Source organism: Luedemannella flava (assembly GCF_039528515.1).
Classification (GTDB): Bacteria; Actinomycetota; Actinomycetes; order Mycobacteriales; family Micromonosporaceae; genus Luedemannella; species Luedemannella flava.
Genome location: NZ_BAAALT010000230.1, coordinates 1 through 14,348, shown reverse-complemented (window position 1 = coordinate 14,348; position 14,348 = coordinate 1). Strand labels below are relative to the sequence as shown.

Annotated in this window: 13 protein-coding genes; 7 read left to right on the top strand and 6 right to left on the bottom strand. The window is 73.3% G+C overall.

All coding sequences use genetic code 11. The features are described 5' to 3' along the window. On the top strand, positions 1-1,338 hold a 1,338-nt coding region (locus tag ABD211_RS27490; protein ID WP_344138107.1), incomplete at its 5' end, for a M91 family zinc metallopeptidase. Positions 1,339-1,421: 83 nt separating this feature from the next. Next, a complete protein-coding gene (locus ABD211_RS27485; RefSeq protein ID WP_344138104.1) occupies positions 1,422-3,332 on the top strand; it encodes an ABC transporter ATP-binding protein in 1,911 nt (636 codons plus the stop codon). 21 nt (positions 3,333-3,353) lie between these two features. On the opposite strand, the gene ABD211_RS27480 is transcribed toward ABD211_RS27485, so the two are convergent. The 4 genes from ABD211_RS27480 to ABD211_RS27465 form a co-directional block, all read right to left on the bottom strand. Then, positions 3,354-4,619: a sugar ABC transporter permease gene (locus ABD211_RS27480; RefSeq protein ID WP_344138101.1), complete on the bottom strand. Its 1,266-nt coding sequence runs from the start codon at positions 4,617-4,619 to the stop codon at positions 3,354-3,356. After that, positions 4,616-5,443, bottom strand: coding sequence for an ATP-binding cassette domain-containing protein (locus ABD211_RS27475; protein ID WP_344138098.1), 828 nt, complete (start codon positions 5,441-5,443; stop codon positions 4,616-4,618). Before ABD211_RS27475 ends, ABD211_RS27480 begins: the two co-directional genes overlap by 4 nt. 148 nt (positions 5,444-5,591) lie before the next feature. Then, complete coding sequence (locus ABD211_RS27470; protein WP_344138095.1) at positions 5,592-6,698, bottom strand: sugar ABC transporter substrate-binding protein; 1,107 nt, start codon at positions 6,696-6,698, stop codon at positions 5,592-5,594. A 357-nt stretch (positions 6,699-7,055) separates the two neighbouring features. Next, positions 7,056-8,243: an ROK family transcriptional regulator gene (locus ABD211_RS27465; protein ID WP_344138092.1), complete on the bottom strand. Its 1,188-nt coding sequence runs from the start codon at positions 8,241-8,243 to the stop codon at positions 7,056-7,058. A gap of 240 nt (positions 8,244-8,483) precedes the next feature. On the opposite strand from ABD211_RS27465, the gene ABD211_RS27460 reads away from it, so the two are divergent. Both ABD211_RS27460 and ABD211_RS27455 read left to right on the top strand, forming a co-directional pair. After that, positions 8,484-8,894, top strand: a complete 411-nt coding sequence (locus tag ABD211_RS27460) for a PPOX class F420-dependent oxidoreductase (protein ID WP_344138089.1) — start codon at positions 8,484-8,486, stop codon at positions 8,892-8,894. A 34-nt stretch (positions 8,895-8,928) separates the two neighbouring features. Then, entirely contained in the window at positions 8,929-10,020 is a 1,092-nt protein-coding gene (locus tag ABD211_RS27455) for an alpha-hydroxy acid oxidase (RefSeq protein ID WP_344138086.1), read from the top strand. Here ABD211_RS27455 and ABD211_RS27450 read toward each other — a convergent pair. Together ABD211_RS27450 and ABD211_RS27445 are read right to left on the bottom strand one after the other, a co-directional pair. Next, a complete protein-coding gene (locus tag ABD211_RS27450) occupies positions 10,004-10,768 on the bottom strand; it encodes a methyltransferase domain-containing protein (RefSeq protein ID WP_344138083.1) in 765 nt (254 codons plus the stop codon). The genes ABD211_RS27455 and ABD211_RS27450 overlap by 17 nt on opposite strands. 86 nt (positions 10,769-10,854) lie before the next feature. Continuing rightward, positions 10,855-11,826, bottom strand: a complete 972-nt coding sequence (locus ABD211_RS27445; RefSeq protein WP_344138080.1) for an alpha/beta hydrolase — start codon at positions 11,824-11,826, stop codon at positions 10,855-10,857. A 359-nt stretch (positions 11,827-12,185) separates the two neighbouring features. Between ABD211_RS27445 and ABD211_RS27440 the strand changes: the two genes are divergently transcribed. From ABD211_RS27440 to ABD211_RS27430, 3 genes are all read left to right on the top strand, one after another. After that, positions 12,186-13,577, top strand: a complete 1,392-nt coding sequence (locus tag ABD211_RS27440; protein WP_344138077.1) for a class I adenylate-forming enzyme family protein — start codon at positions 12,186-12,188, stop codon at positions 13,575-13,577. A 91-nt stretch (positions 13,578-13,668) separates the two neighbouring features. Then, on the top strand, positions 13,669-13,935 hold the full coding sequence (locus ABD211_RS27435; RefSeq protein ID WP_344138074.1) for a phosphopantetheine-binding protein: 267 nt from the start codon (positions 13,669-13,671) through the stop codon (positions 13,933-13,935). Between the two features lie 11 nt (positions 13,936-13,946). Beyond that, the gene (locus ABD211_RS27430; RefSeq protein ID WP_344138071.1) at positions 13,947-14,192 is read left to right on the top strand and encodes a hypothetical protein; all 246 of its coding nucleotides are present in this window, start codon (positions 13,947-13,949) and stop codon (positions 14,190-14,192) included. Positions 14,193-14,348 lie beyond the last annotated feature (156 nt).

The window sequence follows — 14,348 nt, the reverse complement described above, 5'->3', positions numbered from 1 at the left end:
CAGGTGCGCGGGCGTCTCGACCGGTCGCTGGCCGACGCGCGGGTCCGGCTGGACGCCGCACGCGCCGCGCTCGACGCGGCCACGGCCTGGTGCGCGGCCGTGACCGCCGGCCGCGACCCGCTCGCGGCCCGGCTGCCGCCCGACCCGAAGCTGGCCGGACAGGTGATCGACACCGGTGACGTCCTGGTCGTGGCGGGCACCGACCGGGCCGACAGCGTGCGGGTCGCCCGCGACCCCGCGACCGGCGGACTGATCGTCACCGTCGACGGCGTGCCGCGCTACGTCCGGCCCGGGACGCGGCTCATCGTCCGCACGGGGGCGGGCGACGACCGGGTCGTCGTGGATCCCGACGTGACCGCCGGCGTCACCGTGCTCGCCGGCGCGGGCGACGACCGGGTTACCGGCGGGTCCGGCGACGACCTGCTCGCCGGCCTGGGCGGTGACGACGTGATCCACGGTCGGTCGGGCCGCGACCGGGTGACGGCCGGCGCGGGGCGTGACTACGTCGACGGCGGTGCCGGCTCCGACGCGGTGCGCGGCGGCGCGGGCGACGACACCGCCTACGGGCTGTCCGGCGACGACCGGCTCGACGGCGGGGCCGGGGTGGACTATCTGGACGGTGGGCGCGGCGACGACCGGCTGATTGGCGGCGCGGACGGCGACGCGCTGACCGGCGGACGGGGCCGCGACGACGTCCGGGGCGGGGCCGGTGACGACTACCTCTACGGCGGCGACGATGCCGACATCCTGACCGGCGGCGCGGGCGGCGACGTCGCGTACGCGCAGGCCGACGACGTGCGCGCCGGCGTCGAACGCGACGTGGACGTGGCGCTGACCGCGGCGGACGCGGTGCGGGTGCGGGGCACGGCGGACTTCGTCGAGCGGGTCGGGTCCGACCTGGACACGCTGCGCTCCTCGCCCGTCGGCGGTCGGATGCTCGACGCGCTGCGGGTCGACGGCGCGCCCGTCACGGTGACCGCGACGCCGGACGCGAACGGGTACGCGATCGCCCGGGGCGGGGTGTTCGGCGCCCCAGGGGTCGACGTCGAGTTCAACCCGGAGTTCCAGGCGGTGGCCGGCGGGCCGCCCGTGACCGTCCTGTTCCACGAGCTGGCGCACGCCTACGACCTGCTCCACGACACGTACGCGCCGGGCGTCTACACCGGACCCGACGACGGCCGCGTCAACAACATGGAACGGGAGGCGGTCGGGCTGCCCGTCGACCACGACGGCGACCCGACGACGCCACCGCGCAGCTTCCCCGGTCACCCGGACGAGCTCACCGAGAACGCCCTGCGGGCGGAGCTCGGCGTGCCGCCACGCCAACGGTACGGGTGACGACCCGCGTCGTGGGTGGACGATGCGCCGCCGGCGACGTACCAACGAAGCAAGACGCCCGGTACCACCCGCCGGAGGCGCCCATGGTTTCGTCGGCCCCCACCCGAGACGCGGAGCCGGAGGACGAGATCGCCGCGGATCTCGCCGTGCCGTACTGGCTCACCGGTACGGCCGAGGCCGCGTCCGCCAGCTTCCTCACCATGGCCCGGCGGCTGCCGGGCCTGCTGCGCCGCGCGTGGCGCCTGGCCTGGTCCACCGACCGGCGCACCACCGCCGTCCTGGTCACCGCGCAGCTCGCCTCCGGCGTCGCGGGCGGGTTCGGGCTGGCCAGCGTCGTCGGCGTCCTCGACGGGCTGCTGCGCGCGGCGCCGACGCCCGAGCGCGTCCGCGCCGCCATCCCGTCCCTGCTGCTGCTCATCGCCATGACGGCCGTGCGCAGCGCGCTGACGTTCGCCGCGACCGCCGCGCACGGCCGGCTCTCCCCCCAGGTCAGCCGCGAGGCCGAGGTGCGCCTCATGGACCTGACCACCCGGGTCGACCTGTCCACGTTCGACGACGCGGACTTCCGCGACGCGATGGGCCGCGCCCGCGACCGGGGCATCGACGCGGCGCAGCGGCTCGTCGACATGGCCATCGAGCTGGTCGCCAACGCGGTGCGGCTGTGCTCGGCGGCGGGGGTGCTCGCCGCGCTGCACCCGGTGCTGCTGCCGCTGCTGGTGCTCGCCGTCGTGCCCAACGGCTGGGCGGCGGTGCGCTCGGCCCGCATGGAGTACCGGCAGTACCTGCGGCAGTTCACCATGATGCGGCGCAAGTGGATGCTGTCGGACCTGCTCGCGGACCGGGACAGCGGCCCGGAGCTGCGCGCCTTCACCCTGCGCGACTACCTGCTGGGTGAGGTGCGCCGGCTGCTGGGCATCATGGCGCGCGAGCGGGTGCGCCTGTCCAACGCCCAGGTGCGCGGCAACCTCGTCGGCGCCGCGCTCGGGGCGCTCGCCACCGGCGTCGCGTACGCCGTCCTCGTGTGGCTGCTCATGACCGGACGGATGGACCTGGCCGTCGGCGGGGCTGCCGCGTACGCCATCTCGGTGGGCATCGGGGCGCTCACCCAGGTCGCGTTCACGGTCAACCACATCTACGAGCACGGGCTGTACTTCGACTCGTACCAGGCCTTCTGTGACCTGGCCCAACGGCGGGCCGAGCCGGCGCCGGCGGTGGCCGCGCCGCACGGCCCGGCGCTCATCGAGCTGCGCCACGTGAGCCTGTGCTACCCGGGCGCCGACCGGCCGGCGGTCGACGACGTGACCCTCACCGTCCGCCGGGGCGAGGTGATCGCCCTGGTCGGCGAGAACGGCTCGGGCAAGACGACGCTCGCCAAGCTGCTCGCGGGGCTGTACCGGCCCGAGGGCGGGGTCATCCGCTGGGACGGCGTCGACCTCGCCACGGTGGACCCGGACAGCGTCCGCGACCAGGTCGCGGTCGTCATGCAGGACCCGACGCAGTGGCCGTTCTCGGCCCGGGAGAACATCACGATCGGCCGCCACGAACGCCCGCACACGCCGGCGGGGGTCGAGGCGGCGGCCCGCGACGGGGACGCGCACGAGTTCATCACGGAGCTGGCCCGCGGCTACGACACCCTGCTGTCGCGGCACTTCACCGACGGCGCGGACCTGTCCGGCGGGCAGTGGCAGCGCCTGGCGGTGGCGCGGGCGTTCTACCGCGACGCGGCGATCCTCATCTGCGACGAGCCCACGGCGAACCTCGACGCCCGGGCCGAGCACGCGGTCTACGAGCGGCTGCGGCGGCTGGCCGCCGGGCGCACCGTCGTGCTGATCACGCACCGGATGGCGAGCGTGCGTTCCGCCGACCGGATCTACGTACTCGATCATGGTCGGCTCATCGAGGAGGGTGACCATGACGCGCTGATGGCCGCCGACGGGGTCTACGCGGGCCTGTTCAACCTCCAGGCCAGCGCGTACCAGCTGGCGGCCGAGTGACGGCGCCGNCCCCCCAACGTTCTACTCGCGACCGCTGGAGCGGCGTCCCCGCCGCGACAACGAGTCGAGGATGACCGCGCCCACGAGCACCGCGGCCGTCACCATGTACCGGATCGGGGTGTCGATCTGGACCAGCAGCATGCCGGACTGGATCGACTGCAGCACCAGGATGCCCAGCAGCGCCGAGTACGTGCTGCCCCGGCCGCCGAACAGGCTGGTGCCGCCGATGACCGCGGCGGCGATCGCCAGCAGCAGCGTGTCGCTGCCGCCCGAGGACTGACCCACCGAGTACCCGCGGGAGGCGAACAGGATGCCGCCGAACGCCGCGAGGGTCGAGCAGAGCGCGAACACCGAGATGCGGATCCGGTCGACCGGCAGGCCGGCCCGGCGCGCGGCCTCGATGTTGCCGCCGACCGCGAAGATGCTGCGCCCGTAGCGGGTGCGCCGCAGGATCAGGTCGAACACGACCACGATGGTCACGAGGATGACCAGCGCGAGCGGGACGCCCCGGCCCTGGTTGAGCACCGCGGTGACGCTCCCGGCGAGCAGCCCGAGCCCGATCGTGCGGATCAGCAGGCTGACCATGCCCCGGCCCGGCAGCCCGGCCGCCGACCGGCGACGCAGGTCGAGCAGCGCGAACACGAAGTAGACCACCACGATGCCGACGGTGACGACCCAGCCGGCCACCCTCGGCAGGAAGGTGTTGGTCAGCTTGGCGACGAACCCGTCGTACGGGATGTTGATCGTGCCCTGCGGGCCGAGGATCAGCAGCTGCAGGCCGAGCCAGCCCATGAGCCCGCCCAGCGTCACCACGAACGACGGCACACCGATCTTGGCGAAGATGGTGCCCTGGAACGCGCCGATCAGCGCGCCCATGACCAGCGCGGCGAGGATGCCCAGCCAGGCCGGCCAGCCGTGCGACACCGTGAGGACGGCCATCAGCGCGCCGGCGGCGCCGGACACGGAGCCGGCCGACAGGTCGATCTCGCCCAGCAGCAGGACGAACACGATGCCGACCGCGATGGTGCCGCCGGCGGCGATCTGCATCGCCAGGTTCGTCAGGTTGCCCGGCGAGAGGAACGAGTCGGTGAGCGACTGGAACACGACCGCGATGACGATGAGCCCGAAGATCACCGGCCACGGGCCGAGCTCGCCCGCCCGGACGCGTCGGCGCACCGCCCGGACCGCCTCGGCCGGGGTGCGCGGCGGCCCGGACAGCCGCGGGTCGCGGCCCTGGGCCGTGGCGGCCACCGGGTTGATGCCCGCGCCGTTGTCGGTGACCGTCACTGTCCCGCCTCCTTCCGCACGACCTGCGCGGCGCCACGGGCGCGCCGCCGGGAGACCGCGTTGTCCGACGCTCCGGTGATCGCCTGGACGATCTCCTCCTGCGTGGCGTCGGCCATGATGAAGTCGCCGGCGTTGCGGCCGAGGCGCAGCACGACCACACGGTCGGCGACGGCCTTCACGTCGGCGAGGTTGTGGCTGATCAGGATGACCCCGAGGCCACGGTCACGCAGCCGCTCGATGAGGTCGAGCACCTGCGCGGTCTGGGCCACGCCCAGCGCCGCGGTCGGCTCGTCGAGCAGCACGATCTTGGGCTCGCCCAGCAGCGACCGGGCGATGGCCACCGACTGCCGCTGCCCACCGGACAGCGACGCCACCGGGATCCGCACGGTGGGGATCCGTACGGACAGGGTGGAGAGCAGCTCGGTCGCCCGCTGCTCCATGACGATCTCGTCCAGGAAGCCGTGGCGCATCGCCTCGTTGCCGAGGAACAGGTTGCCGACCACGTCGAGGTTGTCGCACAGGGCCAGGTCCTGGTACACGGTCGCGATGCCGAGCTCGGTCGCGTCGTGCGGCTTGCCGATGGTGACCGGTTTGCCCTCCCAGAGGATCTGGCCCTCGTCGGCCGGGTTCACCCCCGCGATCACCTTGATCATGGTGGACTTTCCGGCGCCGTTGTCGCCGACGAGGGCCACCACCTCCCCCGGGTACACCTCGAGCGCGACATCCGTGAGCGCCTGCACCGCACCGAAGCGCTTGGAGATGCCCGACAGTGCCAGCACCGGCTCGCGGTTCGCGCGCACACCGGCTGCTGTTCGCGACTCCATGTCACCGCCTCCAATATTCTCTTGGTCCGCGTCGCGCGGTCCCGTGTGCAACCACGGGACCGCGCGACGTTCAGTGCCCGCCTGCCCACCACCGCGCGGCGGGGCACTGTGGCGATCAGGCCCGAAGGCCGTCACCCGGTCAGGGTCGTCAGAGCAGACCAGCGGCCTTGCACGCCTCGGCGTACTCGGCGGTGCAGATCTGGTCGACCTTGTAGAAACCGTCGGCGACGACGGTGTCCTTGATGTTGTCCTTGGTCACGGCCACCGGGGGCAGCAGCACCGAGGGGACGTCGACGGAGCCGTTGTTGGTCGTGGTCGACGCGGCCGAGTACGTCTGGCCGGTCGCCGCGGCGATCGCCATCTCGGCGGCGGCGTTGGCCTCCGGCTTGATGGCCTTGTAGACGGTCATGCCCTGGTCGCCGGTCAGGATCCGCTGGATGGCGGCGAGCTCGGCGTCCTGGCCGGTCACGAACGGGATCTTCGCGAAGCCGGCGCTCTTCATGGCGGCGATGGCGCCACCGGCGGTGCCGTCGTTGGCGGCGTAGACGCCGATGATCTTGTCCTTGCCGAGCTTGGTGATGGCCTGCTCCATCTCCTGCTGGGCCTTGTCGTTCGACCAGTCCGGCGTGTCGTACTCGGCGCCGATGTTGACCTTGCCGTCGAGGACCGAGTGCGCGCCGGCCTTGAAGTCGGCGGCGTTCGGGTCCGTGGGCGAGCCGTTGATCATGACGATCTGGCCGCGCTTCGGGTCGCCGTCCTTGCTGAGCGCGTCGAGCAGGGCCTGGCCCTGGGTGATGCCGACCTGCTTGTTCACGTACGAGACGTAGTACGAGATCGGGCCCTGGGTCAGCCGGTCGTAGGAGATGACCGGGATGTTCGCGTCCTTGGCCTTGGTCACGATGCCGCCGGCGGCCTTGGCGTCGACCGGGTCCAGGATCATGACCTTGACGCCCTGGGTGATCAGCGACTCGGCCTGGGACAGCTGCTTGTCGTGGTTCTGGTCGGCATTCTGGTAGACGACCTCACACTTGGGGCAGAGTTCCTTGATCTTCGCCTCGATGAGGGGCTTGTCGAACGTCTCGTACCGGGTGGTCTTGGTCTCGGGGAGAAGCAGGCCGACCTTGAAACCCTTGTCGACACTGGCGCCGTTGCCGCCACCGGTCGAGCCACCGTCGTCGTTGCCGCAAGCCGCTCCGGTGAGCAGGAGCGCGAGGGCGCCGACGGCGACGAGACCGCGTTTGGCGTTGAACTGCATGCGAGCCTCCTGATAGGCGATAAACCCGTTTTATACCGATTAAACGTGGCATATACGTTGTTCGGGATTGGCGGAGATGGCCGGGCCCGTGGCCATCTCCGGGCTCAGAGTCAAACTCGACAAGGCCTTGTCGTCAAGACTTGAAGACAAGAACCCGCAACCCCACCGTCACTCGTTCGACACACGAACTCATGCCCCAGTTGTACCCTTTTCGCAGCTCAGCACGCCTGTGACGGCGGCCACGCAGAGACTGGGCACGCTCCCAAAACAAGTGCGAAAGCCCTAATCCGGACCTCAACGCCCGCTAACGATTTCGTAACGCGATCGGGCGTTGGGCGTTGCGCATGGGGCGGCGGGTCAGAGGGGGCGGGCGCCGGACTCCGCCGCGCTGGCCAGCATGCGTTCCACGGAGGCGACCGCGCCCAGGGCCGTGGCGCGGGCGCCGAGTTCGGCGGGGACCACCTCGACCGTCGCCGCCGCGCTGGGCAGCGTACGCCGTTGCAGGGACTCGCGGATCGGGTCGAGGAGCAGGTCCTCGGCCTCGGCCAGGTCGCCGCCGACGATGACCCGCTGCGGGTTGAGGACGTTGCACAGCATCGCGGCGACCGTGCCGACCGCCCGACCGGCGTCCGCGACCACCCGGCGGGAGCCGAGGTCGCCGTCGAGGGCCGCCGTGACGAGGGTGTGCAGGGTCGGCGGGCCGTCGGCGCGGCCGGCGGGCAGCAGGTCGAGCAGGTACGGCCCGCCGACCAGGGTCTCCAGGCAGCCGCGGTTGCCGCAGCGGCAGATGCGGCCCTGCTCGTCGACGGTGATGTGCCCGATCTCGCCGGCCAGGCCGGCAGCGCCCGTGAAGATCTCGCCGCGCAGCACCAGGCCGGCGCCGATGGCGTCGGAGAGCTTCAGGTACACCAGGTCGGACACGCCCTGGCCGGCGCCCCAGACCTGCTCACCGAGGGCGGCGGCGTTGGCGTCGTTGTCCACGTGGACCGGGATGTCGAGCCGGTCGCCCAGCTCCGCGGCGATCTCCGCGTCGTGCCAGGCGGGCAGGAGCGCGGGCGCGCCGACCCGGCCGGTGCCCGCCTCGATCGGGCCGGGGGCGGCCACGCCGACGCCGCGCACCGAGGCGCGGTCCACCCGGGCGTGCAGGAGTAGCGTGCTGACCAGCCATTCGGCCCGGCGCAGGCCGCGTTCGACCGACGGGGCGGAATCGTAGGGGATGCTCTCCTCGGACAGGATCCGGTGCTCGTGGTCGCACAGCACGGCGCGCAGCCGGCTGGCCCCGATCTCGACGCCGACCAGCAGGCCCGTGGGCCGCGCCATGGACACGCTCTGCGCCCGGCGGCCGCCGCTCGAGGTGGGCGTGGTGACGAGGGTGCCCGCCTCGCGCAACTCGCGGACGATGTTGGAGACGGTGGCGGCGGACAGCCCCGTGGTGCGGGCGATCTCGGCCTGGGTGAGCGCTCCCGCGGACCGGACCGCGTGGATCACGCGACGCTGGTTCGACTCGCGCAGGGCGGTCTGCGAGCCCGGCGTCTCGACGGTCATCCGGCCTCCCTCCACCCTCTCGCGGCCCAGAGTTTACAAGGCTTGAATACAACGCCCTGAGCGCGGCGCGGAATCCGACCACCGGTCGGACCCGCGCGCGGCCGGGACGCGCCGCACGCCGGCGAACATCATCGCCGGTGCACCCCGGCCGCGTCGACCGGCGCCCGCGCCGGATCGGGCCGGGCGGCCGGACAAGACCGACACACCGGCCGTATCCGGGACGCGGATACGGTGGGAGCCGTGGACATTGACCAGGCACGTGACTTCCTCCGCGAGCACCACCGGGCGGTGCTCGCCACGCGGCGGCCGGACGGGCGGACGCAGTTGTCGCCCGTACTCGTGGGGATTGACGGCGACGGGGACGCGGTGATCAGCACGCGGGAGACGGCGGCGAAGACGCACTACGTGCGGCGGGACCCGCGGGTGAGTCTGTGCGTGACGACGGACGCGTTCTTCGGGCAGTGGGTGCAGGTCGACGGGGAGGCGACCGTGGTGTCGCTGCCGGAGGCGATGGAGCCCCTGGTCCGGTACTACCGGGACCTGAGCGGCGAGCACCCCGACTGGGACGACTACCGGGCGGCGATGGTGCGCGACCGGCGGGTGGTCATCAAAATCCGGCTCTCGTGGGCGGGACCCGACCGGCACGGCTGATCCCAACGGATCCACCTACGCCTATGCTGCGCGGGTGACCGACCTGCGCGCCGATGACCTTCGAACCCTTGCCCGGCAACAGATCCCGGCGGAGGTGTGGGACTTCATCGAGGGCGGCAGCGGGGACGAGCTGACCGTCGCGGCCAACACGGCGGCGTTCGCGGCGGCGCGGCTGCGCCCCCGGGTGATGGTTGACGTCTCCGCCGTCGACACCGGCGTAACGCTGCTAGACGCCCGGCTGGACACACCGGTCGGGCTGGCGCCCACCGCGTACCACCAGCTGGTGCACCCCGACGGGGAGGTCGCCACCGCCGCCGGCGCGGCGAAGGAGAACGCCCTGTTCGTCGTCGCGATGTTCGCCAGCCGCACGCTGGAGGATATCGCGGCGCCCGCCGCCGGCCCGCTGTGGCTGCAGCTGTACTGGCTGCGCGACCGCGACGCGATCGCCCGCCTCGCGCGGCGGGCGGCCGCCGCCGGCTTCGCCGCGCTCGTGCTGGCCGTGGACGCGCCCCGCCTCGGGCGGCGGCTGCGCGACATCCGCAACCGCTTCGCCGTGGACGGTCGCGTTCGGGCGGTCAACCTGGACGCGTCGCTCATGGCCGCGTCGCACGACCGCCAGGCCGGCGCGTCGGCGCTCGCCGCGCACGCGGCGCAGACCTTCGACGCGTCGCTGACCTGGGCGGATCTCGCCTGGTTGCGGGAGCGGTCGCCGCTGCCGGTCGTCCTCAAGGGGATCCTGACCGCGGAGGACGCGGCGGCCGCCGTCGCGCACGGCGCGGCGGCCGTGATCGTCTCCAACCACGGTGGGCGTCAGCTCGACGGCGCGGTGGCCACGCTCGACGCGCTGCCCGAGGTGGTCGAGGCGGTCGACGGGGCGTGCCCGGTGCTGGTGGACGGCGGGGTGCGGTCGGGCCGCGACGCGCTGATCGCCCTCGCTCTGGGCGCGGACGCGGTGCTGCTCGGGCGCCCGACCCTGTGGGCGCTCGCCACCGGCGGGTCCGACGGGGTGGCCGACCTGCTGCGGCACGTGACCGACGACCTGGCGCACGACATGGCGCTGGCCGGGCGCCCGTCGCTGCGCGACGTGGACCGGCGACTGATCCGGGCGGTCACGAACGCGCGGTGACCAGGTAGACGGTGAACCCGGCGAGGAACTCGCCCGCGTGGCGCCGGGCGAGCCAGGCGTGTGCCGCGTCAGCGGTCAGCATGCCGGCCCCGACCGCCCGGGCCACGTTGCGTCGCAGGCCCAGGATCTGCTCGGCCACGGCCGGGTCGCGCAGCACGACGGCGAACGCCTCGACGCTGTCGACGGCGAGCGCGGCCGCCGCCGCCAGGCGGGGCAGCTGACGACCCACGGTGGGGTTGCGGACCCGGCCGGCGACGAACCGGGCGAAGGCGCGGCTGACCTCCACGTCCTCGTCGGCCACGGCGAGGGTGTCCCAGTCGGGCTCGGCCATGCCGAGCAGCCCGCCGCCGCGCAGCACCCGGGCAGCCTGCGCGATCGCGACCGCGGGGTCCTCCACGTGCTGCAGGACCCGGTCGGTGCGGGCCCGGTCGACGCTGCCGGCCGGCAGCGGCAGCGCGTGGGCGTCGCCGGTGCGGACGGCGACGTTCGCCCGGCCGGCCAGGCGGGCGCGGGCGAGGCCGACCATCCCGGGGTCGCGGTCCACGCCGACGACGCTGCCCGTCGCCGTCACCGCGTCCGCGAGCACGGCCAGGTCCGTGCCCGGGCCGCAGCCGATGTCGAGGACGTCGAGCCCCGGCCTCAGGTCCAGCGCGACGGCAAGGCGGGCCTTGTAGGCGCGCCCGGCGTCGGTGCGCGCGGCGGCGTCGAGGTACCCGACCTGGTCCGGCACCTGTGTCGAGAGTGTCATGCCGCCACCTCCGCTTCGCTGCGGCGTCGGCATGGGCTGCTGAGCTGATGATCCGTTCGCTGTCGCTCACTCATGCGCCCAGAACATCAGCCCGATGCGGACGTCGCGTGGGCGGTTCGTGAGGGTCGTGTGAACCACGCGACGAGCTGGGCGGCCGCCTGGTCCTGGGCGGCCCGGCCGGCCTCGAGGTCGCCGGCCATCGCGAAGAAGCCGTGCACCATGCCGTCGTAGCGGGTGAGGGTGACCTCGACGCCGGCCTCGCGCAGCCGGTGGGCGTACGCCTCGGCCTCGTCGCGCAGCGGGTCGTACTCGGCGGTGATGACCAGCGCGGGCGGCAGGCCCGTGAGGTCGGGGGCGCGCAGCGGCGAGGCGAGCGGGTGCTCGCCGTCGGCGGGGTCGGCCAGGTAGTGCGACCAGTACCAGCCGACCGAGGTGCGGTTGAACAGCAGCGGGTCGGTGTTGTCGCGCATCGACTCGGTCTGCGAGCCGTAGTCGGTGTTGGGGTAGACGAGCAACTGCCCGACCAGCCGCGGGCCGCCGCTGCCGGCGGCGAGCAGGGTGACCGCCGCCGCGAGGTTGCCGCCGGCGCTGTCGCCGCCGACCGCGATCCGGTCGGGGTCCGCGCCGATCTCGTCGGCGTGCGCGGCGATCCACTCGACGGCGGCGGCGCAGTCGTGTACGGCGGCCGGGAACTTGGCCTCGGGCGCGAGCCGGTAGCCCACGGCGATCACCTGACACCCGGCGCTCGTCGCGAGGGCCCGGCAGATGCCGTCGGAGGTGTCGAGGTTGCCCAGGGTCCAGCCGCCGCCGAAGAAGTACACGAGGGTGGGCAGGCGGTCTCCGGCCGTCGGCCGGTAGCGGCGGATCGGCACCGGGCCGGCCGGCCCGGGCACGGACCCGTCGAGAACCTCGCGGACCGGCACGGCCGCTCCCCCGCCGGCCTGGATCGACGCGAGGTCGGCGTCGCGCGCCGCGGCGACCGCGAGCGTGTAGAGCGGGGCGACACCGGCGCGCTCGCGCCGGGCGCGCGCCGCCTCGACCTGGGGGTGCAGGGGCATGGCTCCTCCACAGGGGATCGGCTATTGATGCCCGTGATGATAACGACGCGATGAATTACGGTCGAGTTTGTCTCTCACATCTATAGACGTCTATTTAGAAGCAACGTCCTGACGGACGAACCAGGCGTTATGCGTCGCACGGTCTCGACAAACGCCGCCCACAAAAGGCGGTCAGCATGGCGTTGCGCACGAAATCCGGACAGGGCGGATAATTAAATTGATGCTTGCGAGTATTTAAATGATGTTGTTAGGCTGCCGGCGCGTCGAGCGATGACGGGGCGTGTCGGCACGGTGACTCTCCCGTACGACCGCGGACCTCGATGCGATCAACATCCACCTGTTGTTCGCTGGAGGCCGTCATGTCCCCTGCCGGCTGGGTCGACGAGGTGCTGCTCGCCGGCCCCGACGACGCCGTCTGCGTGACGCTGGGCCGCGAGGTCACGCGCGCCCGGTTGCGCGCGCTCGTCGCCGAACGTCAGGAGGCGCTGCACGCCGCCGGGCTGCGCGCGGGCGGGACCGTCGCGCTGCGCGTGCCGCCGTCGCTCGCGTTCGTCGCGAACCTCCTCGCGGCGTGGCGCATCGGCGCGCAGGCCTCCCTGCTCGACCACCGGCTCACGCCGTACGAGGTGGACAACGCGCTGGCCCGGCTCGCCCCGCAGGTCGTGGTCGCCGGTCAGGCGCCCGCCGGCGCGCTGCGCGGCTACGCGGAGGTGACCGAGGCCGTCACCGCCCACCCCGGCGCGCCCGCCGCCACGGCGCACGCGCTCATCCAGCTCAGCTCCGGCTCGACCGGACCGTCCAAGGTGATCGGGCGCACGGCGGAGAGCCTCATAGCCGAACTCGACCGGTACACCCGCATCGACGGCGTGCCGCGACCCGGCGAGCGGATCGTGTCGCTCGCCTCCATGGTGCACGTGCTCGGCCTCGTCGGCGGGCTGCTCCACGGCCTGCACGTGGGCGCCGAGTTCGTGGTGCCCGAGCGGCTCACCGTGGACGCCATCGGGGACGCGATCGCCGCGAAGCCGACGCCGGCCACCGTGCTGGGCGTGCCGTTCCACATCGAGCTGCTCGCCAGCGTGGGCACGGCGCCCGTACTTCCGCAGTTGATCGGGATGACCACGGGCGGCGAGCTGGTCCGCGCCGAGGTGCACGAACGGTTCGTCGAGAGGTACGCCACGCGGCTCGGGAACATGTACGGGATGACCGAGGTCGGGGTCATCGCGACCGACCTGTTCGCCCGCCACCGCCCCGAGCTGACCCCCGCGCCGGGGCTGCGGGTGACCGAGGTCGGCGGCGAGCTGCGCGTCGCGCTGCCCGAGTCGCCCTACGTCGGCGACACCGGCCCGGACCGGTTCGTCGACGGCTGGCTGCACACCCGCGACGCGGGCGTCGTCGACCCGGCGACGGGTCGCTTCCGGGTGCTCGGCCGGCTCGACTCGCAGGTCTCCGTCGGCGGCCTGAAGGTCGACCTCACCGAGGTGGAGCACACCCTCGCGGCGCTGCCCGAGGTGGCCAGCGCGGTCGTGCTGCACGACGGCGCCATCGAGGCGTACGTGCTGCCCGCCGACCCGGCCGCCGACCGCGAAAGGACGGCGGAGGCGATCCGGGCCCGGCTGGCCGAGCGGCTCGCGCCCTACAAGCGCCCGCGCGTCCTGCACGTCGTCGACGAGCTGCCGCGGACCGCCACCGGAAAGCTCGTCCGCGACCGCGCGGCGCTGCGAACCGCGGTCCCGGCGCCGGCGGTGTCCTGACCGCCGGCCGCCGACGAACCCCTCCCGCTCCGGGTGCCCGCCGGCGGTGCCCGCGATCCGTCACGCCCCCACAACGAAAGGGAACACCACCATGAGCAGCGAGATCTCCACCTTCGTCGTCGAGTCGCTCAAAGAGATGAACTACGACGTCGAGGGCATCACCGAGACGACGACGCTGGGCCCGGCCGGCGCCGACCTCGAGTCGCTCGCGCTCGCCGAGCTGACCGTCCGCGTGGAGGACCGCTTCGGCGTCACGTTCTCCGAGGACGAGGCCGAGGAGCTCGCGGGCATGACCGTGGGCGAGTTCGCGGCCGCGGTGGCCGCCCGCGCCAACCTGCTCACGGCCCCCGGCGAGTGAGGCCGGCGCACATGCCCGCACTACCCGACCGGGCCGACCTCGTCACCATGCTGGCCGGCTTCGGCGACCGGCGGCCCGAGGCCGTCACCGAGGAGCTGGACTCGTTGGAGCTGGCCTGGCTGGTGCACCAGGTCGAGCAGCGTTACGCCGTCCGGCTCGACCTGGACGACGAGGCGCTGCTGCGGATGGTGACCATCACCGACGCGCTGACCGTGTTCCGGGACGCGCTCGCGCAAGACGAGCCGCGTCATGCCTGACCGCACACCGCCGGCCGCGGTGACCGGGGTCGCCGCGGTCACGGCGCTCGGCCCGGACGCCGACGCGCTGCTGGCCGCCGCGCTGGCGGGGACGTCCGCGTTCGCTCCGGTGGAGCGCTTCGACGTGAGCGGCCGCCGCACGACGGTGGCCGCCAC

Coding starts and splice junctions, on each gene's coding strand:
- ABD211_RS27435 (WP_344138074.1), top strand. CDS start 13,669: ATGAGCAGCGAGATCTCCACCTTCGTCGTCGAGTCGCTCAAAGAGATG.
- ABD211_RS27430 (WP_344138071.1), top strand. CDS start 13,947: ATGCCCGCACTACCCGACCGGGCCGACCTCGTCACCATGCTGGCCGGC.
- ABD211_RS27450 (WP_344138083.1), bottom strand. CDS start 10,768: ATGACACTCTCGACACAGGTGCCGGACCAGGTCGGGTACCTCGACGCC.
- ABD211_RS27440 (WP_344138077.1), top strand. CDS start 12,186: ATGTCCCCTGCCGGCTGGGTCGACGAGGTGCTGCTCGCCGGCCCCGAC.
- ABD211_RS27445 (WP_344138080.1), bottom strand. CDS start 11,826: ATGCCCCTGCACCCCCAGGTCGAGGCGGCGCGCGCCCGGCGCGAGCGC.
- ABD211_RS27465 (WP_344138092.1), bottom strand. CDS start 8,243: ATGACCGTCGAGACGCCGGGCTCGCAGACCGCCCTGCGCGAGTCGAAC.
- ABD211_RS27485 (WP_344138104.1), top strand. CDS start 1,422: ATGGTTTCGTCGGCCCCCACCCGAGACGCGGAGCCGGAGGACGAGATC.
- ABD211_RS27475 (WP_344138098.1), bottom strand. CDS start 5,443: ATGGAGTCGCGAACAGCAGCCGGTGTGCGCGCGAACCGCGAGCCGGTG.
- ABD211_RS27470 (WP_344138095.1), bottom strand. CDS start 6,698: ATGCAGTTCAACGCCAAACGCGGTCTCGTCGCCGTCGGCGCCCTCGCG.